Annotated in this window: 20 protein-coding genes and 1 pseudogene; 12 read left to right on the top strand and 9 right to left on the bottom strand. The window is 71.0% G+C overall.

Features of this window, described 5'->3' with window-relative positions; translation table 11 throughout:
* Positions 1-93 precede the first annotated feature (93 nt).
* The 4 genes from OG747_RS20220 (at position 94) to OG747_RS20205 (ending at position 1,981) form a co-directional block, all read left to right on the top strand.
* Positions 94-519 (top strand): hypothetical protein, encoded by a 426-nt coding sequence (locus tag OG747_RS20220; protein WP_405880731.1) that lies wholly within the window; start codon positions 94-96, stop codon positions 517-519.
* Positions 520-923: 404 nt separating this feature from the next.
* Positions 924-1,145 (top strand): hypothetical protein, encoded by a 222-nt coding sequence (locus OG747_RS20215; RefSeq protein ID WP_405880730.1) that lies wholly within the window; start codon positions 924-926, stop codon positions 1,143-1,145.
* A gap of 126 nt (positions 1,146-1,271) precedes the next feature.
* Positions 1,272-1,538, top strand: coding sequence for a hypothetical protein (locus OG747_RS20210; protein WP_405880729.1), 267 nt, complete (start codon positions 1,272-1,274; stop codon positions 1,536-1,538).
* Positions 1,535-1,981, top strand: a complete 447-nt coding sequence (locus OG747_RS20205; protein WP_405880728.1) for a hypothetical protein — start codon at positions 1,535-1,537, stop codon at positions 1,979-1,981. Before OG747_RS20210 ends, OG747_RS20205 begins: the two co-directional genes overlap by 4 nt.
* A 158-nt stretch (positions 1,982-2,139) precedes the next feature.
* Here OG747_RS20205 and OG747_RS20200 read toward each other — a convergent pair whose 3' ends face one another.
* From OG747_RS20200 to OG747_RS20185, 4 genes are all read right to left on the bottom strand, one after another.
* Positions 2,140-2,790: a hypothetical protein gene (locus OG747_RS20200; RefSeq protein ID WP_405880727.1), complete on the bottom strand. Its 651-nt coding sequence runs from the start codon at positions 2,788-2,790 to the stop codon at positions 2,140-2,142.
* A 112-nt stretch (positions 2,791-2,902) separates the two neighbouring features.
* The gene (locus OG747_RS20195) at positions 2,903-5,365 is read right to left on the bottom strand and encodes a dolichyl-phosphate beta-glucosyltransferase (RefSeq protein ID WP_405880726.1); all 2,463 of its coding nucleotides are present in this window, start codon (positions 5,363-5,365) and stop codon (positions 2,903-2,905) included.
* Entirely contained in the window at positions 5,362-6,057 is a 696-nt protein-coding gene (locus tag OG747_RS20190; protein ID WP_405885608.1) for a GntR family transcriptional regulator, read from the bottom strand. The genes OG747_RS20195 and OG747_RS20190 overlap by 4 nt, the downstream gene beginning before the upstream one ends.
* A 163-nt stretch (positions 6,058-6,220) precedes the next feature.
* Complete coding sequence (locus OG747_RS20185) at positions 6,221-7,576, bottom strand: aspartate aminotransferase family protein (protein ID WP_405880725.1); 1,356 nt, start codon at positions 7,574-7,576, stop codon at positions 6,221-6,223.
* A 314-nt stretch (positions 7,577-7,890) separates the two neighbouring features.
* On the opposite strand from OG747_RS20185, the gene OG747_RS20180 reads away from it, so the two are divergent.
* On the top strand, positions 7,891-9,807 hold the full coding sequence (locus OG747_RS20180; protein ID WP_405880724.1) for a protein kinase domain-containing protein: 1,917 nt from the start codon (positions 7,891-7,893) through the stop codon (positions 9,805-9,807).
* Positions 9,808-9,896: 89 nt separating this feature from the next.
* Here OG747_RS20180 and OG747_RS20175 read toward each other — a convergent pair whose 3' ends face one another.
* Positions 9,897-10,637 (bottom strand): SLATT domain-containing protein, encoded by a 741-nt coding sequence (locus OG747_RS20175; RefSeq protein ID WP_405880723.1) that lies wholly within the window; start codon positions 10,635-10,637, stop codon positions 9,897-9,899.
* 354 nt (positions 10,638-10,991) lie between these two features.
* Here OG747_RS20175 and OG747_RS20170 point away from each other — a divergent pair, with 354 nt between their 5' ends.
* The 3 genes from OG747_RS20170 to OG747_RS20160 are packed head-to-tail and all read left to right on the top strand — an operon-like array spanning position 10,992 to position 12,645.
* A complete protein-coding gene (locus OG747_RS20170; RefSeq protein ID WP_266457444.1) occupies positions 10,992-11,336 on the top strand; it encodes a YbaB/EbfC family nucleoid-associated protein in 345 nt (114 codons plus the stop codon).
* Between the two features lie 57 nt (positions 11,337-11,393).
* Positions 11,394-11,993 (top strand): recombination mediator RecR, encoded by a 600-nt coding sequence (gene recR, locus OG747_RS20165; protein WP_100596382.1) that lies wholly within the window; start codon positions 11,394-11,396, stop codon positions 11,991-11,993.
* Positions 11,986-12,645 carry a DUF5063 domain-containing protein gene (locus tag OG747_RS20160; RefSeq protein ID WP_405880722.1) on the top strand — a complete coding sequence of 220 codons (660 nt, stop codon included), beginning with the start codon at positions 11,986-11,988 and terminating at the stop codon, positions 12,643-12,645. Before recR ends, OG747_RS20160 begins: the two co-directional genes overlap by 8 nt.
* A 137-nt stretch (positions 12,646-12,782) precedes the next feature.
* Here OG747_RS20160 and OG747_RS20155 read toward each other — a convergent pair whose 3' ends face one another.
* The 3 genes and pseudogenes from OG747_RS20155 to OG747_RS20145 form a co-directional block, all read right to left on the bottom strand.
* Entirely contained in the window at positions 12,783-13,304 is a 522-nt protein-coding gene (locus OG747_RS20155) for a hypothetical protein (RefSeq protein ID WP_405880721.1), read from the bottom strand.
* Between the two features lie 121 nt (positions 13,305-13,425).
* Positions 13,426-14,145, bottom strand: a complete 720-nt coding sequence (locus OG747_RS20150) for a sulfite exporter TauE/SafE family protein (protein ID WP_405880720.1) — start codon at positions 14,143-14,145, stop codon at positions 13,426-13,428.
* A 271-nt stretch (positions 14,146-14,416) separates the two neighbouring features.
* Positions 14,417-14,524, bottom strand: a pseudogene (locus OG747_RS20145) (DNA-binding response regulator); the annotation flags it as partial.
* Positions 14,525-14,824: 300 nt separating this feature from the next.
* On the opposite strand from OG747_RS20145, the gene OG747_RS20140 reads away from it, so the two are divergent.
* The 4 genes from OG747_RS20140 (at position 14,825) to OG747_RS20125 (ending at position 19,573) form a co-directional block, all read left to right on the top strand.
* Positions 14,825-16,111 carry an aspartate kinase gene (locus tag OG747_RS20140; protein ID WP_405880719.1) on the top strand — a complete coding sequence of 429 codons (1,287 nt, stop codon included), beginning with the start codon at positions 14,825-14,827 and terminating at the stop codon, positions 16,109-16,111.
* Positions 16,111-17,232, top strand: coding sequence for an aspartate-semialdehyde dehydrogenase (locus OG747_RS20135; protein WP_405880718.1), 1,122 nt, complete (start codon positions 16,111-16,113; stop codon positions 17,230-17,232). The genes OG747_RS20140 and OG747_RS20135 overlap by 1 nt, the downstream gene beginning before the upstream one ends.
* 587 nt (positions 17,233-17,819) lie before the next feature.
* Complete coding sequence (locus OG747_RS20130; protein WP_405885607.1) at positions 17,820-18,395, top strand: SigE family RNA polymerase sigma factor; 576 nt, start codon at positions 17,820-17,822, stop codon at positions 18,393-18,395.
* On the top strand, positions 18,392-19,573 hold the full coding sequence (locus tag OG747_RS20125) for a hypothetical protein (RefSeq protein ID WP_405880717.1): 1,182 nt from the start codon (positions 18,392-18,394) through the stop codon (positions 19,571-19,573). Before OG747_RS20130 ends, OG747_RS20125 begins: the two co-directional genes overlap by 4 nt.
* Here the strand turns inward: OG747_RS20125 and OG747_RS20120 are convergent.
* Positions 19,543-20,427 (bottom strand): SURF1 family protein, encoded by an 885-nt coding sequence (locus OG747_RS20120; protein WP_405880716.1) that lies wholly within the window; start codon positions 20,425-20,427, stop codon positions 19,543-19,545. The two genes, OG747_RS20125 and OG747_RS20120, sit on opposite strands and share 31 nt — an antisense overlap.
* Positions 20,428-20,476: the final 49 nt, after the last annotated feature.

The raw sequence follows: 20,476 nt of genomic DNA, 5'->3' as shown, positions 1-20,476 counted from the left end.
CGGTCTCAACACCACGCCACCCATCCCCGACCGTGATCGACCGGCGACGCAGAGTCATGGAAAACGCTAACGCGGCCTGCGAGAACTGTCCCCATGGATACACAAAGTCACGAAACAAACATCCACGAACCCCCATTCATCCCTGACTGGATCCCCATCACCGGCATCCAACTCCGCAAGGCAGGCGTCCAGTTCGACGCCGTACGCGTGGACGGCGACACCGGTCGCCAAGTGGCCGACGCCCTCGCGAAGATGACGGGTGGTGACCCGGGGCCGGTCGTCGAGGAGGCGAACGGATGCCGAGCCGTGTACTTCCTGGTCCCCGCCGGCAGCACCTCGCACCGCACATGGCCCGACGGGGTCACCAGACTCACCGCGGGCCCGCAGCGCGTGTCGTACGTCCCCGTCCCGGCCCTGGATGGCCAGACCTGGCCCCTGAGCTGGCGCTACCGCCCCGGCGCGGACGGCCGCTTCGTCCACACCCTGCTCCTGCGCTCCGCGCTTCACTCCCAGGGGTGAAGAACGCGAACGTCTGCCAGGGAAAAGGGAGTTCGGCTTGCGTCGGTCGCTCTGAGTGCCCATAGAGTCACGCCAACGAAACGCCCCCGCGGTGCGCCAACACCCGGGGGCTCGACACCAGGAGAAAGCCCTCCCGATGCGTATTCATCGTACGGCGCCCACGCACGCTTTTTCAGTCTTCAGTGACGCCCTCGTCCGCGACCGGAGCATCTCCTGGTGCGCCGTAGGCGTACTGACATACCTCCTGAGACTCTCGAACCGCGCCCGCGCCACCATCCGCACGCATGCCGAGCAGCGCAAGGAGGGGCGGGCGCGGATCGCGGATGCCCTGCGCGAGCTGGAGGAATCCCGGCAGCTGCGACGGGTGGTTCGCCGGGACGGGGGGGGTAGGTCAACTCCTCACCGTGTACGAGGCGTTCGACACTCTGTACGGCATCGAGCCCCTCGCGGGTGAACCTCAAAAAGTCGAGAACCTGGCTGAATCGGCAGCCGCCGCTCCGGTCACGACCGTCGAGATCCGCACCGTTGACTTCCGTAAGTCCGGCGCATCCGCCTACCGGGAAGCCGCCCGGCGTGGCGGCGCACTGGCCCGCGTGCTGCTGAGCGGGCGGCCGAAGCCGGCGTAGGGCCCGAGGAGACTCCCGGTGTGCAACCGCGCGGCCGGGTCCCCGAGAGAAACCAAGAGAAACGGACCACCGATGACCGTCGCACTCGCACGCCCGGAGGCGGTATACCGGCGGTATACTGCCCCTATGGCTGACACCACGATCAAGGTCGACCCCGCTGTCCGGGACCGCCTCCTGGAGCTGGCTCGGGAGCGCGGCATCACTATGCGCGACCTCGTGGCCGAGCTGGCCGGGGCCACGCCCACCAAGGAAGAGCTGCGGAAGCGGTACGAGGAGACCAGGGCGTACGTCGAGGAGCACTTCCTTGGCAGGCCGTACACGGAGGAGGACGAGAAGGCCGGCGAGAAACTGTGGGCCGACCTCGAGGCCGGGCGCATCGGAGAGGTCCAGTGACGGAGAGGGACCACTACCCGCTGCCGCGTGCCGTCATCCTCGACGACACGGCCGCGCTCGCGCTCGGCGCGGGGAACAGCATGGCCTCCCGGCTCGTCGTCGAGGCCGAGAAGGACCCGGCCCTGCGGGTCTACGTCCCGGCACTCAGCCTGGCCGCCGCCGAGCGCGAGCGGGCGGGAGTGGCCGAACACCTCGGCGCGCTGCCGTCCGTCAACATCGAGGGTCTTGACTTCGCGGCGGCGGCCGCCGTGGGCAAGCGCCTGAGGACCGCTGCCTCCGGGGGCGAGGAACAGAGCGACAAGGGTGAGCCGGACTGGAGCGGTGCCCATGTGCTGCACATGGCTCTGCCCACTGTCGACTGGCCTCGCGGTCGCCCTGTTCTGACCAGGACACCCACCCGGTACCGGGGTACGGGTATCCGCACGATCCGCATCGTCGAGTAGGGCCGACGGCGCGACGGCGCCCCCGGTGACGCTTCGGCCGACCCGGGGCGCCGCCCACGCCATGCCCATCCGCGACGACGATCTACGGCGAACGGACGGGCGGCGGCGGTGGCTTTCGTGCCGGCCGGCCGGCCGTCCGGCGCGGTAGAGCGGCCGGGCTAGCTGAAGATGATCATCGAGCCCTGGGCGAGACTCCGGGTCGCCGCCGCGTGCAGGCCCAGCCACACGTGCCGTTCGCGGGCGAACGGGCTCGCGTCGTACGGGGCGGGCGCGGCCGGTTCCTCCAGCTCCGTCGGGGCCATGGGCGGCTGCGGCGCGGCCGGCGGGTTGGCCGGGTCGATGCCGATCGACGGGGCCACGAATTCGAGTTCGCGCAGCAAGGCCTGCGAGGAACCCAGGGGGCCGCCGCCGGCGAGGAGTTCGTCGTTGGCGAGCGGGTGCGGGAAGTCGACCGGGACGTACGCGCCCGCGTGGTCGTAGTGCCACACGAGGTGCGACTGCTGGGCGTTCGTCGAGAACATCTCCAGCAACTGCTCGTAGTCGCCGCCCAGTTCGTCCACCGGGGTCACCGCGAGGCCGCACATCTGGAGCAGATACGCCCGGCGCAGGAAGTGCAGCGCGTCGTAGTCGAAGCCCGCGACCGGGGCCACATCGCCGGACAGCCCCGGCATGTACGCGTACACCGGGACCGGCGGGAGCCCGGCCTCGCCCAGCACCTTGTCGTAGAGCGCCAGTTCCTCGGCGAAGGGGTTGTCGGGGGTGTGGCACAACACGTCGACAAGCGGGACCAGCCACAGGTCACAGGCCAACAGACGGCTCCTCTAGCTCCTGGGGAAGCATGGTGGTCGGGGAGTGGCTCCCGGGGGGAGCACGGTGGTCGGGAAGCGTAGGTCAGGGAAGCGTAATGGGTGGGGCCCGTCCTCAGCGCCCCTCGTGCAGATCCCATACCCACACCCCGTGCACCCACTGACCGGAGTGGCCCACCAGCTTGTCCACGGTCTCCCGCAGCTTGTCCTGGTTGTCCTGCGGAACCAGCACCAGCGCGCCCGCCTTCCAGTACGCGAAGTCGATCCGGGCCTGCGCCTGCCAGTTCTTGCCGATCACGGGTACGACGCCCGTATACCGTACGTCGCGCAGCATGTCGGAGGTGTAGCGGGGCGAGGCGCCGTAGATGCCGATGTGGTCCTCGCCGTACGGGCCGTTGTAGTAGCCGCCGGGCAGTGCGAAGCCGAGGTGCGCGGCGGTCTGCCAGTGCAGCGCCTCCGCCTCACCCGGGTCCGGCAGCGGCACCGGCACCAGGGACTCGCCCTTGCCGACATACGTCTTCCAGGTCCCGTCGGTGAAGAACGCGGGCACCGGCACCCGGTCCACCGTCTTCAGCGGCGCGGGCACGAGGGGAAGCAGCGCGGCGGCCACGGCCAGCGCGCCGAAGTACTGCGTGGCGGCACTGCGCGACCGCAGCAGCGCCTCGATCGCCAGGGCCACCAGGATGCCCAGCGCGGGCGCGCAGACCATCGCGACCCGCCCCTCGATGACGGACTCGAAGAGCGGCTTGTCGGACACCAGCGCCCAGGGCCCCGGCAGCACGGTGCTGGTCATCGGAAGCCGGAACTTCGGCCCGAGGGAGAGGAAGGCCGCGGCGATCGCGGTGAACGCGAGCGCCTTCACGACGGCCCGCTCCCACAGCCGTATGACGACCGCGAAGGCGAACGCGACCAGCGGCCACCCGTAGAAGGCGTTCTGTTCGGTGGGGTTGAGGGAGAGCGCGTTCGCGTTCGCAGCGTTCCCGGCGATGAGCGAGCGCTCGGCGAAGGAGAGGAGAGCGAGGGGACTGTTGCCCGCGTTGTCGCCGTGCAGCACGCTCTTGTAGCTCTGCGGCCCGGCGAACTGCCAGTAGAGGGGGAAGGCGACGAACGGCAGGCACACCGCGCCGGCGATCGCGATCCCCCTGAGGAGGGGACGCCAGGAGGCCTTGGCCATGTCCCGGCGCACGAGCCCGTACCCGACCGCGAAGAGCACCATCCCGATCGACGCGAGCAGCAGGGGCTCCTCGCCGAGGAAGATCTGGTACGTCACCATCAGCCCGAGCACGATCCCGTTCCGCACGACCCGCGCGCCGGTGCACAGGCGCAGTGCACGGTCGAGGATGAGCGGGACCATGAACAGGACCATGAAGTTCGGGTGCGCGTTGGCGTGGCTGACCATCGGGGGAGCGAAGGCGGCCAGCGCGGCCCCGACGAAGGCCGCGCCCCGGTGCCGTACGACCCGCTTGGCGATCAGCCAGTACCAGGCGGCGCCGGTCGCGGCCAGCCCCAGCGTCATGACGAGACTCAGGGCGATCGCGGGGCCGAAGGCCAGGGTGATGGGCGCGAAGGGGACGGACAGGCCCAGCATGACCGTGTTGGCCATGAGGTTCACGCCGTCCGGGAAGCCCTGGAGGGTGCTGAAGAGCGGGTTGTGGAGATGGCGGACGCTGTCCGCCGTGACCGCGAAGAACCACTCCCACTGGTTCTGGTCCTGCAGCGAGTCCGGGAGGTAGCGGCCGTTCGGGTCCGCCCAGCGGCCGGAGTAGAGGACGACCGCCATGAGGAGGAAGAGGGCGGCGGCGAGGAGGTCGGCGGGCCGGACGGAGCGGGCCTTGAGGAGGGTCAGTTCGGCGAGGACGCGGCCGTAGTCGAGGGGCCGTACCTTCGAGCCGGGCTGATGGGACCAGCGGACCGGAACCTCGGCGACGGGCCACCCGGCCCGCCGGAAGTGCTGCAGCACCTCGACGTCGATCCCCCACCCGTTGAGCCGCGCCGCACCGAACGCCTCCCGCGCCCGGTCCCCGTCGAAGAGTTTGAACCCGCACTGGGTGTCGCGTATGCCGGGCACCGCGACCCGCCGTATGAGGAAGTTGCCCGCGCGGCCGAGGAATTCCCGCAGCCGGTGCTGACGTGTCTCTATGGTCGCGCCGGGTGTCGCACGGGACCCGATCGCGGCCGAGTGCCCCTCCGCGAGCGCCTTGTCGAGCAGCTCCAGCTCGTCGATCGGCGCGGCGAGATCGGCGTCCGTGACCAGGATGCGACTGCCGTACGAGGTGAGCACGCCCAGGCGCAGGGCGTGGCCCTTGCCGCGGTTGCGGGGGCTGGTGACGAGGTGGACGCGGGGCTCACGGGCGGTGACGGCGCTGACGACGTCCCGCGTCCCGTCCGTGGACCCGTCGTCCACGACGATGACTTGCCACTCACCGAAGCGGCTCTCGTTCTCGCGCAGGTGCGTGACGATGGCGTCGAGGGAGGGGGCGAGTCGTCGCTCTTCGTTGTAGGCGGGAACGACGACCGTGAGATCGATGGCAAGGGCCGACATGCCCTCTATGACGTCCGCGGGGAGCGTCGCGCTCATCCGGTGGCCAGGCGCTCGATGAGCGCGAGGGAGTGCGCGTTGTACGCGGCGACGATCGCGTGCGCCGCGTACGGGTCGCGGCGGGCCAGCGCGTCCACGAGCTCCGTGTGCCCCGCCCACAGGTGGCCCTTCAGATCCTCCACCCGGCGCAGGTGCTGCACCGTGCACACCCACGACTGGACGCGCAGGCGGTGCAGGAAGTCGGCGAGGTAGGGGTTGCCGAAGAGGGTGCTCAGCTCGCGCCAGAAGCGGAGGTCGTAGCCGATGAGGATGTTCAGGTCGCCGGCGGTGGCGGCGCGCTGGGCCTCCTCGCCGCGGCGGCGGACGCCGGCGAGAGCGGCGAGGGTGCGCGGTTCGTCGGCCTGTGCCATGCCACCGGCGGTGAGACTGCGGAACATCCCGTCGGTGACGAGACTCCTGGCCTCGATCATGCTGCGGTAGTCGTCCGTCGAGTACTTGTGCACGCGGAAGCCGCGGTGCTGGTCCGCCTCCAGGAGGCCCTGGGCCGACAGGTCGACCAGGGCCTCACGGACCGGGGTCGCGGAGACGCCGTACTGCTCGGCGATCTCCTTCACCGTGAACTCCTGCCCCGGCTGGAGCCGGCCGGCCAGCACCTCGTCGCGGAGCGCGTCCGCGATCTGCTGCCGCAGGGTGCTGCGGGTTACGGCGCCATTGCCGCCGGTGCCGGGCATGGTGTCTCGCTTCCCCATCGCGTACGGGCGCACGTCGCAGGCGTGCGCTTGTGCTTCTTCTATGAGCACGTCACCTTACGCGTTGGGGTTCCCAAACCCTTTTCCTCGCCCCCGCCGCCCCCTTCGGGGGCGCGGGGAACCAGGGGCGGAGACTCCCGCGGTGTCACACAGTGTGCTCGTCCGCCACCGACAGCGCCTCGTCCAGGGCCGCGAGGCCCTCCTTGGCCTCGGCCTCGCTGATGTTGCACGGCGGCACGACATGGGTGCGGTTCATGTTGATGAACGGCCACAGCCCCCGCGACTTGGCGGCGGCGCCGAACGCGGCCATCGGCGCGTTGGCCTCACCGGCGGCGTTGTACGGCACCAGCGGCTCCCGAGTCTCCTGGTCCCTGACCAGCTCCAGCGCCCAGAAGACTCCCGTACCGCGCACCTCACCGACACTGGGATGCCGGGAGGCGAGCTCCCGCAGCCCGGGTCCGAGCACCGTCTCCCCGATCCGCGCGGCCTGCTCGACGATGCCCTCCTCCTCCATCACGTTGATGGTGGCGACGGCGGCGGCACAGGCCAGCGGATGCCCGGAGTACGTGAGCCCCCCGGGGTAGGGCCGCCGGGCGAAGGTCTCCGCGATCGCCGCGGAGATGGCGACGCCGCCCAGCGGGACGTACCCCGAGTTCACGCCCTTCGCGAAGGTCATCAGGTCCGGCGTCACGTCGTAGTGGTCCGCCGCGAACCACTTTCCCGTACGCCCGAACCCCGCCATGACCTCGTCCAGGATGAAGACGATCCCGTACTGGTCGCAGAGCGCCCGCACCCCGGCGAGATAGCCCGGAGGCGGCGTCATGATGCCCGCCGTCCCCGGAATCGTCTCCAGGATGATGGCCGCGACGGTCCCCGGCCCCTCGAAGACGATCGTGTCCTCCAGGTGCTGCAGCGCTCGCTCGCACTCCTGCTGCTCACTGTCGGAGTGGAAGGGGGAGCGGTACAGGAACGGCGCCCAGAAGTGGACGACACCCGCCGCACCGCTGTCGTTCGGCCAGCGCCGCGGGTCACCGGTGAGGTTGATCGCGGTGGAAGTGGCACCGTGGTACGAGCGGTACGTGGAGAGCACCTTCGGGCGGCCGGTGTGCAAGCGGGCCATGCGCGTGGCGTTCTCCACGGCCTCCGCGCCACCGTTGGTGAAGAAGATCTTGTCCAGGTCGCCCGGGGTCCGCTCGGCGATCAGCCGCGCCGCCTCCGAACGCGCCTCCACGGCGAACGCGGGCGCGAACGTGGACAGCGTCGCGGCCTGCTCCTGGATCGCGGCGACGACCTTCGGGTGCTGGTAGCCGATGTTGGTGAAGACGAGCCCGCTGGTGAAGTCCAGATACCGCTTGCCTTCGTAGTCCCAGAAGTACGACCCCTCCGCGCCGGCGACGGCGAGCGGGTCGATGAGCTCCTGCGCGGACCAGGAGTGGAACACGTGCGCACGGTCCGCGGCCTTCACGGCGGCGCCGGCCTGGGGGTTGGGCTGAGGGGTCATGCGCCGAAGCGTAAATGTCCACGGAGGGGACGCGATATCGGCGTCCTGTCTGTGCTCGGGGCCTTTCCACGACAGTCTGTCGGGCTTGGCCACGACGAGCAGGATATGGACAGCGCGGCCGGCGCGCTGACACAAGCACCGCCGCGCCGAACCGCTCTCCCCGACCGCAGCCGGCCACGCCGCCGTCGCCGCGACGGACGTCACGAACACGGCAGACGCTGTTACGGAACCGTAGAGACCGCCTCACCCACCTCCCCGTACGCCCGCACTATCCTCAGGCTGTTGCCACACGTACGGGGGAAGGCGGCGCGACGATGGAGAAGCTGGGGGCCGGGGATCCGCAGCGGATCGGGGTGTACCGACTGCTCGCACGGCTCGGCGCCGGCGGCATGGGGCACGTCTATCTGGCCCGCTCCGACCGGGGCCGTACCGTCGCCGTCAAGCTGGTGCGCAAGGAACTCGCCGCGCAGGAGGAGTTCAGGGCACGCTTCCGGCAGGAGGTGCAGGCCGCGCGCAGGGTCGGCGGGCACTGGACCGCACCCGTGCTCGACGCGGACACGGACGCCGCCATTCCGTGGGTGGCCACCGGTTACGTCGCCGGACCGTCCCTCCAGACCGTCGTGGGCCACGACCACGGTGCGCTCCCGGAACGGTCCGTCCGTATCCTCGCGGCCGGCCTCGCCCACGCCCTCAAGGACATCCACGCCGCCGGGCTCATCCACCGCGACCTCAAGCCCTCCAACGTGCTCGTGACGATCGACGGCCCGCGCGTCATCGACTTCGGGATCGCGCGCGCCCTGGAGACCGTCACCGACGGCGGTCTCACCCGCACCGGCGCACTCGTCGGCTCGCCCGGATTCATGGCCCCCGAACAGGTCCGCGGCGACCGCGTCACGCCCGCGTGTGACGTCTTCTGTCTGGGCTCGGTCCTCTCGTACGCCGCCACGGGCGCCCTGCCGTTCGGGGCGGCGGGCAGCGGGGTGCACGCGATGATGTTCCGCATCGCGCAGGAGGATCCGAACCTGGAGGGCGTACCGGAGGGCCTCGCCGACCTCGTACGGCGCTGTCTGCGCAAGGACCCCGCCGCCCGTCCCAGCCTCGACGAGATCCTGGAGCGCACCGGCGCGGAGGACACCGTCGCGGACGGGCGCTCCCGCGACCCGTGGCTGCCGAGCGCGCTGGTGGCCCAACTGGGCCGGCACGCGGTGCGGTTGCTGGACACGGAGAACCCGGACGAGCCCTCTGCCGTACTCCCGCCCGCCACCCCGGCCTCAGCCCCGGACCTTTCCGGGCCCCCCTCCCCGGCCTGGTCCGCGCCCGTCCTGCCGTCCGTCCCCGAGGTCTCCCCGGAACACGCCCCCACCCCGCCCCCGCCGGGAGAGCCGGCCTCCCCGGACCACCTCCCCACGATGATCGGGGGCGTCGGCCAGGCACCCCCGCCGGCCGCACCGCCCGCCGCGCACCCCGCGTACGGCTACCCCCAGCAGCACCCCAGCCCCGCGGGCCCGCCGCCCGCGTACGGCTATCCGCAGCACAGCGGCTGGGGCGCTCCGGGGCCGTACGGTTCGACGCCGCCGTACGAACCGGGGGTGCCCACACCGCCGTACGGTCCCGCGGGCGCCCCCGAACCCGAGCCGCCGCGCAGAAGCGGCCGCTCCACCGCCGCGCTGGTCGTCGTGGCGCTGGTCGTCGCGCTCGGCGCGGGCGGTTCCGTCTACGCGCTGATGCAGGGCGGCGGCGGCAAGGGCACCGACGACGCGAAGGCGTCCTCGACCGCCAGTGCGCCCACGACGCGGGGCCCGACGACATCCGACCCGTCCCCGTCCTCCTCGTCCTCCGCTTCCGATTCATCCTCCCCGCAGGCGTCCCCGAGCGGCACGGTCCCGGAGGCGTTCCTCGGCACCTGGGACGCCTCCATCGACAACGCGACGGGCCACAACACCCGCCAACTGACCATCCAGCAGGGCAAGGTGGGCGACGCGGTCCTCTCCCTCGTCGCGGACGGGCCGGCCGGCAGCGGCACGTACCACTGTGTCTTCCGGGCCAAGCTGACCGCCGCCCCCGGCGCCGACGGCCCCCTGGAGATCGGCCCCTCCGACGTCAGCAGCGGCGAACCGGCCTCCTCCTGCACCCCGGGCGCCGCCTCCGAGGTCACTCTCCAGTCCGACGGGCGGCTGCGCCGGGTGAACACGGACTCGGGCGAGGCGCTGACGTACACGAAGACCGGCTGACGCCGGGCCTGAAAATCTGCGGCACCGGCTGACCGGCCACCCCGGGTCCGGGGCGGAACCCCAGGTTCAGGATGGATGGGACGGGAACGCTACCTCGGCTCCGGCGGGCGCTGCCGGGGCATGTTCGGCCGCGTCCCCGGCGGTAACGGCAACCGCCCGTGCGAGTTGCCCTCCGGCCGGGGCGACCCGGCCGGCGACGACTGGATCCCCAGCGGCGCCGGCCCCGTCCGGAACTCCACCATCCAGTCCACGGTCTCGGCCCGCACCAACTCCGTCACGTCCTCGGAGAACCTCCGCAACACCCCAAGACACCGCTCCGCCGCCTCACCGGCGGTCCCCTCCGTCGGCCCCAACACCTCCCGCGCGCTCTCCGACGCCCAGTCGAACTGCAACACCTGAAGCCGCCGCTGCACGGCCTGCGCGGTCGCCACGTCCCTTATCCACCCGGAGGTCACCCCGAAGAACCGGTCCCCGGCCACACACGCGACCCCGAGCAGCAGCGCGAGGTACCCCCAGGGGGCGACCCCGCCGACCACCCCGGTGAGGTCCAGCAGGGGAAGCGCGGCCCCGGCCACCGCACCCGCCGCCGCCCCACCCCGCAGCACCCGTGCCCCCCACCGCTTCCCCACCCGGTCCGCGAGATACCAGGACGCCGTGTCGAGCGCCCCCCGCTCCACCCACCGGTACAGCTCATGGAGCCGTTCCGCGGGCTCCCCCCAGTCCCCGAGCGGAAACGGCCGACCGGTCAGATCACCCGGCCGGGGTCCCGCGGCCCCGTCGTCCCGCCCGTCCTGGGGCGGCCCCTCGGGCTGCATCTCCGGCTGGCTCACCCGGCACTCCCTACTGGCGAAGGACGAAGAAGAATGACGAAGGAAGAAGAAGGATGACGAAGAACAACAAAGACTGGCAAAGAACGACGACGGATGGTGACGAGCTACTGACACGGTGACGCTGTGTGAGATCTCGTGACACGTGGTACCGAAGTGCCGCCCCCTTCCTACCGCCCAATGGGTGGCGATGGCCCGGGTTTCGCCGGTTTTCCGCCCAGAAGAGGGTCTTGATCAGGTATAGGCTTGCAGGTCATCTCACTCGAAAGAGTGCTTGGGCGACGGCCCACCCGACCACGTAGGCTCGTGCTGAACGGGAAAACCCGTCCAGACAGCCGTACGAACCAGGAGCTGATCGTGATTCCCGGTGGTGGCCAGCCCAACATGCAGCAGCTGCTCCAGCAGGCCCAGAAGATGCAGCAGGATCTCGCCAACGCGCAGGAGGAACTCGCGCGCACCGAGGTGGAAGGCCAGGCGGGCGGCGGTCTGGTGAAGGCCACGGTGACGGGTTCCGGCGAGCTGCGCGCCCTGGTCATCGACCCCAAGGCCGTGGACCCCGAGGACACCGAGACCCTCGCCGATCTGGTCGTCGCGGCGGTCCAGGCGGCGAACGAGAACGCGCAGGCGCTCCAGCAGCAGAAGCTCGGCCCGCTCGCCCAGGGCCTCGGTGGCGGCAGCGGCATCCCCGGCCTGCCTTTCTAAGACCGGCGGCGGCCAACTACCGTACGTACTGAAAGATTCCAGGAAGGGCGGCAGTCCGTGTACGAAGGCGTGGTCCAGGACCTCATCGACGAGTTGGGGCGGCTGCCCGGCGTCGGTCCCAAGAGCGCGCAGCGGATCGCCTTCCACATCCTGCAGGCCGAGCCGACGGACGTCCGTCGGCTCGCGCAGGCCCTCATGGAGGTCAAGGCGAAGGTCCGCTTCTGCGCGACCTGCGGCAACGTGGCGCAGGAGGAGCTGTGCAACATCTGCCGCGACCCGCGCCGGGATCTGACCGTCATCTGCGTGGTCGAGGAGCCGAAGGACGTCGTCGCGGTCGAGCGGACCCGTGAGTTCCGCGGGAAGTACCACGTGCTCGGCGGTGCGATCAGCCCGATCGAGGGCGTGGGCCCGGACGACCTCCGTATAAGGGAACTCCTCGCCCGTCTCGCCGACGGCACGGTCACGGAACTGATCCTCGCCACGGACCCGAACCTGGAAGGCGAGGCCACGGCCACGTACCTCGCCCGCATGATCAAGCCCATGGGCCTCAAGGTCACCCGCCTGGCCAGCGGCCTCCCGGTGGGTGGCGACCTGGAATACGCGGACGAGGTCACGCTCGGCCGCGCCTTCGAGGGGAGACGACTCCTAGATGTCTGACGCCACGCTGCACGCGACCAGCCAGGACCCCGACGACTTCGTGGTCCAGATCGCGGACCAGGTAGAGAGCTTCCTGGTCGCCGTCACCGAGGTGGCCAAGGGTGACGAGCCGGACTCGGCCGTGCCCTTCCTCCTCCTGGAGGTCTCCCAGCTGCTGCTGGCCGGCGGCCGCCTCGGCGCGCACGAGGACATCGTCCCCGACGAGCGCTACGAGCCGGACCTCGGCCCGGAGCCGGACGTCGACGAGCTGCGCGAGCGCCTGGCGACCATGCTGGACCCGGTCGACGTCTACTCCGAGATGTTCGACCCGTACGAGCCGCGCAAGGCCCCGGTGGCCTGCCGCATCTCGGACGACCTCGCGGATGTCATCACCGACCTGCGTCACGGCATGGCCCACTACCGCGCGGGCCGCACCACCGAGGCCCTGTGGTGGTGGCAGTTCTCGTACTTCTCGAACTGGGGCTCCACCGCCTCGGCCGCCCTGCGCGCCCTCCAGTCCGTGGTCGCGCACGTCCGTCTGAACCAGCCCCTGGACGACCTCAACGGCCTCGACACCGACCAGGACCTCGGCGAGGAAGTCCTCGCGGAGGAGGCGGGCAGGGTGATGGTGGAGGAGATCGCGGGGCCGCTGGGGCTTCCGAGGGCCAAGTGAGGGTCAAGTAGCGGCAGCCCGCCGCGGCCGGATCGACGGGCATGGCGCGGAAGTCGGCCTCCGCGCCGTGCCGTCCGGGCCTCTTTCAGCGCCGTGCCGCCCGGGTCTCCTTCAGCGCCGTGCCGCCCGGGCCGCACTCAGCTCCGCGCGCGCTCCACACGCTCCGGCCATGCGGCGATGCCCCCGGCGATACCCGCACCGAGGAGAACGAGCGCGATGGTCAGCGGGATCCACTGGCGGGTCGCCAGATCGAGGACGCCCTGGTCCAGGGCCCCCAAGGCCTGCGCCCGTTCCGGGTACCGCGGGTCATAGACGACGGTCGTCGCCACCCGGTTCTCGCTGTCCCGGGGGCCAGGGGGGACGTAGAGGGAGCCGTCGATCGCCTCTTCCGGCTCGCCGACGGGTTCGCCGGAGGAGTCGGTGAAGTCGAGCCACACCGAGGACGTGGCGCAGTGGATGTCCCGCCCGTTGGAGCAGACGGTGGACACGGACGCGCGCGCCGACGTGTGCCGCCCATGGTCACGCAGTGCGGCCAATTCCTCGTGACCGGCCTGGAGCCGGCGGATCTGGCTCGCCAGTAGCAGTACACCGGCCAACGCCACCGTGACCGCGGCCGCCACCGGCCACCATCGGCGCAGCTGCCCCTTCGCGCCCACCACCGGAATCCCTCCTCACGACCGTTGTCCCGGTCGGCACCGCAACCGGCAACCGGCAACCGGTACCCGTAACCGGCAACCGGCACCGTAACCGGCACCTCTCCGGTCGGTTCGGCGAGGGTGGTCACCACCCCCACAGCCCCTTCCCCAGAGTCGTCACCCCACCCGTCAGGGCCAGCACCAGCACCAGCGCCCGGGCCCGCCGCTCCGGTACCCGCCCCGCGAGCACCGACCCGATCGTGGCCCCCACCGCCATCCCCGTCACCACCAGCGCCCAGCGCGGCGGGCCGAGGTGCGGGAACCCGTTCGCGGCGACCGAGAAGGTGTTCACCACCACCCCGTAGAACTGCGCGTTCGGCACGAACTCCCGTACCGTCCACCCCGCGTTGAGGGCGTAGAGGGAAACCGGCGGTCCGCCCACCCCGGCCGCGGAGTTCATGAAGCCGCCCGCCGCCCCCGCGGCCACCGCGCCCCGGGTGCCGCGCAGGGCGGGCAGCCGGGTGCCCCGCATGACCACGACCACGGCCATCGTCACCAGCGCACCCATGAACACCAACAGCGCGGGCTGGGGCAGCCGTCGAGCCAGCCAACTGCCCGCCGGCACGGTGAGTGCCGCCGCCGCGCACAGCGGCACCATGGCGCGCGGCCGTACCCGCCGCCACCCGCTCGCCAGCCCCACGACGCTGATGGCACCGGCGGCGCAGTTCGCGAGGACGACACCCTCGGCCGGGCCGAGCAGCAGCACCAGCGCGGGGACGGCGACGAGCGCGAAGCCCATGCCCGTCAGCCACTGCACACAGGACCCCAGCAGCACGATGCCGCCCAGCATCAACTCGCCTGCCATCGCCACCCCTTGCTCTCCCGGCCCCCTTGTGTCGCCGTCACCACACCCTCGCACAGCGTGAGTTGGGCGGGAGTCGGATCAGCCCTGCACGTCCGCTGGACGGCCCCTAACCGGCGTGAAGAGAGGCTGGAGTCGCTCCCGCAGCAAGCGGAGCACCCCCACCGCACTGGAGCTCTCATGAAGCGCCAGATACGCAAGCGTGCCGCCGTCATCACCGCCTCCACCCTCGTCGTGGCCGGTGCCGTGGGCGTCGGGATCTTTCCTGGGCCGGCGCCGCGTGGCCGGTCCTCACCCACTCGACCGCGAAGCCGTAGCGCAGCAGTCCGCGCCGCAGGGACTCGGCGACCGGCTGATCGTCTTCCACCAGGAGTACGCGCACGGCCGAACCTCAGTGCTTGAGAGTTAAGTCACGGCGGGCTCGTGGGACACCTCATATGACCTCGTGTGACCTCGTGTGACACAGGGCACGTTTCGGAGTGACGGGGTACGAGCGCGGGCAGGTGCCGCTCCGAGCGGCCGGAGGAACCTCGCCGGCTTCGGTGGACCTGACGGTCCGGAGTGATCACGTCGTGAGCGGGACATCTCACGATGCGATACTTCGGAAGGGAAATCCGGCCGCTCGTTAGACTGAGCCGACCGCAGTTGTGCGGTGCAGAGACGGATTGAGCGAGGAGCGCACGTGGGCCTTGTCGTGCAGAAGTACGGAGGCTCCTCCGTAGCCGATGCCGAGGGCATCAAGCGCGTCGCCAAGCGAATCGTGGAAGCGAAGAAGAACGGCCACCAGGTGGTCGTGGTCGTTTCCGCGATGGGCGACACGACGGACGAGCTGATCGATCTCGCCGAGCAGGTATCTCCGATGCCCAGCGGACGAGAGTTCGACATGCTGCTGACCGCCGGAGAGCGGATCTCCATGGCCCTGCTGGCGATGGCGATCAAAAACCTGGGCCACAGCGCCCAGTCGTTCACCGGTAGCCAGGCAGGTGTCATCACCGACTCGGTCCACAACAAAGCGCGGATCATCGACGTCACGCCCGGCCGTATCCGTACGGCCCTCGACGAGGGCAACATCGCCATCGTCGCCGGGTTCCAGGGCGTCTCGCAGGACAAGAAGGACATCACCACGCTCGGGCGCGGCGGGTCCGACACCACGGCCGTCGCGCTCGCCGCGGCGCTGGACGCCGAGGTCTGCGAGATCTACACCGACGTGGACGGCGTGTTCACCGCCGACCCGCGGGTGGTGAAGAAGGCGAAGAAGATCGACTGGATCGCCTTCGAGGACATGCTGGAGCTCGCCGCCTCCGGCTCCAAGGTGCTGCTCCACCGCTGTGTGGAGTACGCCCGCCGCTACAACATCCCGATCCATGTGCGCTCGTCCTTCAGTGGACTCCAGGGCACCTGGGTCAGCAACGCGCCGATTCGGCAGACTCAGCAAGGGGACCAGAAGGTGGAGCAGGCCATCATCTCCGGTGTCGCTCACGACACCTCCGAGGCCAAGGTCACGGTCGTAGGCGTCCCGGACAAGCCGGGCGAGGCCGCCTCGATCTTCCGCGCCATCGCCGATGCCGAGATCAACATCGACATGGTCGTGCAGAACGTGTCCGCCGCCGCCACGGGCCTCACGGACATCTCCTTCACCCTCCCCAAGACCGAGGGCCGCAAGGCCATCGACGCCCTGGAGAAGGCGAAGGCCGTGATCGGCTTCGACTCGCTGCGCTACGACGACCAGATCGGCAAGATCTCGCTGGTCGGCGCGGGCATGAAGACCAACCCGGGTGTCACGGCCGGCTTCTTCGAGGCGCTGTCCGACGCGGGCGTGAACATCGAGCTGATCTCGACCTCCGAGATCCGTATCTCGGTCGTCACCCGCGCGGACGACGTGCCGGAGGCCGTGCGCGCCGTGCACACCGCGTTCGGACTCGACTCCGACAGCGACGAGGCCGTCGTCTACGGAGGCACTGGCCGCTGATGGCCGAACGCACCGGGCGACCGGCTGGAAACCCTGGAAACCCTGGAAACCGCCCTGGACGCCCTGGACGCCCTGGACGTCCGACGCTCGCGGTCGTGGGTGCGACCGGGGCCGTTGGCACGGTCATGCTCCAGATCCTGTCCCAGCACGCGGACATCTGGGGCGAGATCCGTCTGCTCGCCTCCCCGCGCTCGGCCGGCCGCAAGCTGGCCGTGCGCGGCGAGGAGGTCGAGGTGATGGCGCTCTGCGAGGCCGCCTTCGACGGGGTCGACGTCGCGATGTTCGACGTCCCCGACGAGGTGGCCGCGCAGTGGGCGCCGATCGCCGCGGCCAAGGGCGTGATCGTCGTCGACAACTCGGGCGCCTTCCGGATGGAACCGGACGTGCCCCTGGTCGTCCCCGAGGTCAATCCGCACGCCGCGCGCATGCGCCCGCGCGGGATCATCTCCAACCCGAACTGCACCACCCTCTCCATGATCGTGGCGCTCGGCGCGCTGCACGCCGAGTTCGGCCTGCGCGAGCTGGTGGTCTCCTCGTACCAGGCGGTGAGCGGCGCCGGGCGCGCCGGCGTGGAGACCCTGCGCCAGCAGCTGTCCCTGGTGGCCGGTACGGAACTGGGGACCAGCCCCGGTGACGTACGCCGGGCCGTGGGCGACAACACGGGCCCGTTCCCGGAGCCGGTGGCGCTGAACGTCGTCCCGTGGGCCGGATCGCTGCGCGAGGACGGCTGGTCCTCGGAGGAGATGAAGGTACGGGACGAGTCCCGCAAGATCCTCGGGCTGCCGCACCTGCCGGTGGCGGTGACCTGCGTCCGCGTCCCGGTCGTCACCACCCACTCCCTCACCGTCCACGCCCGCTTCGAGGGCCGGGTGACGGTCGCCAAGGCCCGCGAGATCCTGGCCACCGCCCCAGGGGTCGTCCTCTTCGACGACCCGGCCGCCGGCGAGTTCCCCACCCCCGCCGACGTCGTGGGCACCGACCCCACCTGGGTGGGCCGCGTCCGCCGCGCACTGGACGACCCCACCGCCCTCGAACTCTTCGTCTGCGGCGACAACCTCCGCAAGGGCGCCGCCCTCAACACGGCACAGATCGCGGAACTGGTGGCCGCGGAGCTCTACTGACTCGCCGTTCGGTTCCCGCGACTGGCGTGACCTGGCCGGTAAGTTCCCCGCCGGGGCGTTCGGGAGCGCAAAAACTCCATGGTCGTAGCAGGATTCGTTTATAAGATCCGTGTCAGTCATGTGGCTGGAATAATGGTCCGGACCACTTGATCAGGACCCGCTCGGCGTTCGAAGATTTTCTCCCCGCCCTCCGCAACCGCGCGGAGGGCGGGGAGCGTCTTTGCGGTCGCCCTGAAGGGGTGCCCGGGGGCGGCACGGCATATGGGGCATAGGGGATGAGCTGTACGCATGAGGGCATTCAATGCACGGTCGGGCGCGCTGCGGGGCGCGTCGGCGGGCGTTCCGGCACGTGTCCCGATGGGGGTCGTGGTGTGCGTGGGAACGGGCGCTTCGCCCGGTGTGCTGCCTGACGCGATGTCGCCCGGTGTGATGCCCGACGCGAATGTGATGCCTGTCGCGTACAACCCTGACGGGGGGACGCGTGTCCAACTGGCGTGGCAGAGGTACTCGAATTCACCGCGGTACAGGCGAGGGGCACGCTCCTTCGTCCACCCCGACGACTCCGCAGCCCCGGCGTGCCCGGCGGCATGCCGGTGATCGCGCCCATGCCCACAGCGCGGCCCGCCCGCATACCGAGTCAGCGCGACGGCGCTGAAGACAGCATGGCCGCCGGCACCACGGTCGACCATCTCACCGAGACCTACCGCGCCCACTACCGGTCGCTGCTGGGCCTCGCGGCGCTCCTGCTCGACGACACCGCGTCCTGCGAGGACGTCGTCCAGGAGGCCTTCATCCGGGTGCACTCGGCGCGCAAACGCGTCCGTGACCCCGAGAAGACGCTCGCGTATCTGCGCCAGACCGTCGTCAACCTCTCGCGCTCCGCCCTGCGCCGGCGCATCCTCGGACTCAAGCTCCTCTCGAAGCCGATGCCCGACATGGCGAGCGCCGAGGAGGGTGCGTACGACCAGCTGGAGCGCGACGCCCTGATCAAGGCGATGAAGGGCCTCCAGCGCCGCCAGCGCGAGGTCCTCGTCCTGCGCTACTTCGCGGACATGACCGAGGCCCAGGTCGCCGAGACCCTGGGGATATCGCTCGGGTCGGTCAAGGCGTACGGCTCGCGCGGTATCGCCGCGCTCCGTATCGCCATGGAGGCCCCGGCATGAGTGAGTACGAGGAGCGGCGACGCCCCGATGAGGACGGGCGGCGCCCCGAGCACGAGCACAAGCAATCGCAAGCTGGGAACGAAATTGTGAACCACGGCCCCGACGGACACGGCCCCCACACGCAGGGCCCGGACGCAGTGGGCCCGGACGTACTCGCCCCGGACGCACTGGGCCCCGAAGGGCTCGGCTCGGACGAGCTGGCACTGCGCAGGCTGCTGCACCAGGCCGTCCAGGAGATCGAACCCCCCGACGGCACGCTGGAGCACCTTCGTCGCGCCGTGCCCGCCCGACGGGCCCGCAAGCGCCAGGCCCTCGTCGGCATGGCCGCCGCCGCGCTCTTCCTCGGCACCGCCGTCCCGGCCCTCGTGCACGTCTCGAACGCCTCCGGGGAGAACGCCGACCCGTCCATAGCGGGCAACAGCTCACAGGCCCAGGGCGGCACCAGCCAGGGCAAGGGCCCGGACGGCGGGGAGAGCGCCACGGGCGGCGCCTCCGGCACCTCCAAGAACACGGACAGGCGGGGGCAGATCGGCACGCCCGGCAAGGGCAAGGGGACGAGCGCCGGGTCGGCGACCGGCGCCCCCGATCCGTCGGCCTCGGCCGCGATCGTGCCCGCGTGTACGGCGGGGCAGCTCGGCGGGGCCACCAGCGCCGTCGGCACCCCGGACGCCACCGGCACGGTCTACGGCTCCTTCACCGTCTCGAACGTGTCGACCACCAGCTGTACGGTCAGCGGCGCGGGCACCGTCAGCACCCTCGCGCAGGGCGCGGCGGACGCGAGCAAGATCAGCATGGTGACGCATGTGGCGGGCGACGCGGCCACCGGGCTGCCCGACCCCACCACGGAGGTCGCCTCCCTGGTGCTGAAGCCGAGGGTCTCGTACGTCGTGAAGTTCGCCTGGGTGCCCTCGGCGACCTGTCCGACCACCACCAGCAGCGGGCAGCCCTCGCCGACCCCGAGCACGACCACGGGGGGCGCCGCCACCACCGGCGCCACCGGCACGGGCACCGGTAGCACCGGCACCTCGACCCAGCTCGTCACGGAGGACGGCGGAGTGGCCGGCGGCAGCGTCAACGTCTCGTACACGGCGGGGACGGGCGCGGCGGCGGTCACGACGACCGTGCCCAACGCGTGCGCCGGGACGGTCTACCGCACCGGGATGCTCTCGGCGTCCTGACCGGGTGCCTCCCCGGTGGCATCGGGGGTGGTGGCTTCTGCGGCAGTGGCATCGGCGGTGCTGGTGCCCTCTGCGTGAGCGGTTTGGGCGTGGTCCGGGACCAGGCCCAGCTCCGCGTCCCGTGCGAACTCCGCCTCGCGGCGCAGCAGCCGGAACCACATGAAGACCACGAAGCCCGCGAAGACGAACCACTCACCGGTGTAGCCGAGGTTCTGGAACGCCTTCAGGTCCAGGCCGGTGTTCTGCGGCGCGGTCGCGGGCACCGCCTTCATCGCGCCGTCGGCCTTTGTGAGGGTGATCCAGGCGTCGTACAACTTGTACGGCACCAGGTTCACCAGCGACGCCGAGCTGATCGCGCCGGTCTGCCCGGCGGGAAGGCCGCCGGCGGCGTTGACGCCGTTCGACCCCGGGTCCTCGGACGCCTGCAGCGCGCCGGTGACGGTGACCTCGCCGCCAGGGACGGCGGGCGCCTTCGCGGGGTCCGCGTCACCGGGCAGCCAGCCCCGGACGACGGGCAGCGCCCTGGCACTGCCGTCGACGCGCAGCAGCGTCAGCACGTAGAACCCGCGCTCGCCGTCGAGCTCGCGGTCCGGCACGAGGAGCTGCTTGCCGTACCGGCCGGTCGCGACGGCCTGCTTGCCGGAGGTCTCCGTGTTCACGGGCAGCAGCTCACGCAGTGGACGGGCCGCTTCCGTCTTGGCCGCCGCGGCCTGCTCACCGGCCGCGCGGTGGTCCTGCACCCGGGCCTCGAACCGGCTCAACTGCCACGACCCCATGAAGATGCAGAAGGGGATGGCCAACAGCACGAAGACGTTGATCCCCCACCAGCGGGGCGTCAGCAGGAACCGGTACACGACTTCAAAGGTACGGGTGTCGAGCGGGGTCCCAGGCGCCGGGGCCCTT

This window comes from Streptomyces sp. NBC_01384 (assembly GCF_045040035.1).
Lineage (GTDB): Bacteria > Actinomycetota > Actinomycetes > Streptomycetales > Streptomycetaceae > Streptomyces.
This window is presented reverse-complemented; position numbering and strand designations above follow the sequence as displayed.

What these genes read in the sequence shown, in the direction of transcription:
- OG747_RS20220 (WP_405880731.1), top strand. Translation starts at nt 94, where the DNA reads ATGGATACACAAAGTCACGAAACAAACATCCACGAACCCCCATTCATC.
- OG747_RS20210 (WP_405880729.1), top strand. Translation starts at nt 1,272, where the DNA reads ATGGCTGACACCACGATCAAGGTCGACCCCGCTGTCCGGGACCGCCTC.
- OG747_RS20195 (WP_405880726.1), bottom strand. Translation starts at nt 5,365, where the DNA reads ATGAGCGCGACGCTCCCCGCGGACGTCATAGAGGGCATGTCGGCCCTT.
- OG747_RS20190 (WP_405885608.1), bottom strand. Translation starts at nt 6,057, where the DNA reads ATGCCCGGCACCGGCGGCAATGGCGCCGTAACCCGCAGCACCCTGCGG.
- OG747_RS20185 (WP_405880725.1), bottom strand. Translation starts at nt 7,576, where the DNA reads ATGACCCCTCAGCCCAACCCCCAGGCCGGCGCCGCCGTGAAGGCCGCG.
- OG747_RS20180 (WP_405880724.1), top strand. Translation starts at nt 7,891, where the DNA reads ATGGAGAAGCTGGGGGCCGGGGATCCGCAGCGGATCGGGGTGTACCGA.
- OG747_RS20160 (WP_405880722.1), top strand. Translation starts at nt 11,986, where the DNA reads ATGTCTGACGCCACGCTGCACGCGACCAGCCAGGACCCCGACGACTTC.
- OG747_RS20150 (WP_405880720.1), bottom strand. Translation starts at nt 14,145, where the DNA reads ATGGCAGGCGAGTTGATGCTGGGCGGCATCGTGCTGCTGGGGTCCTGT.
- OG747_RS20135 (WP_405880718.1), top strand. Translation starts at nt 16,111, where the DNA reads ATGGCCGAACGCACCGGGCGACCGGCTGGAAACCCTGGAAACCCTGGA.
- OG747_RS20130 (WP_405885607.1), top strand. Translation starts at nt 17,820, where the DNA reads ATGCCGGTGATCGCGCCCATGCCCACAGCGCGGCCCGCCCGCATACCG.
- OG747_RS20125 (WP_405880717.1), top strand. Translation starts at nt 18,392, where the DNA reads ATGAGTGAGTACGAGGAGCGGCGACGCCCCGATGAGGACGGGCGGCGC.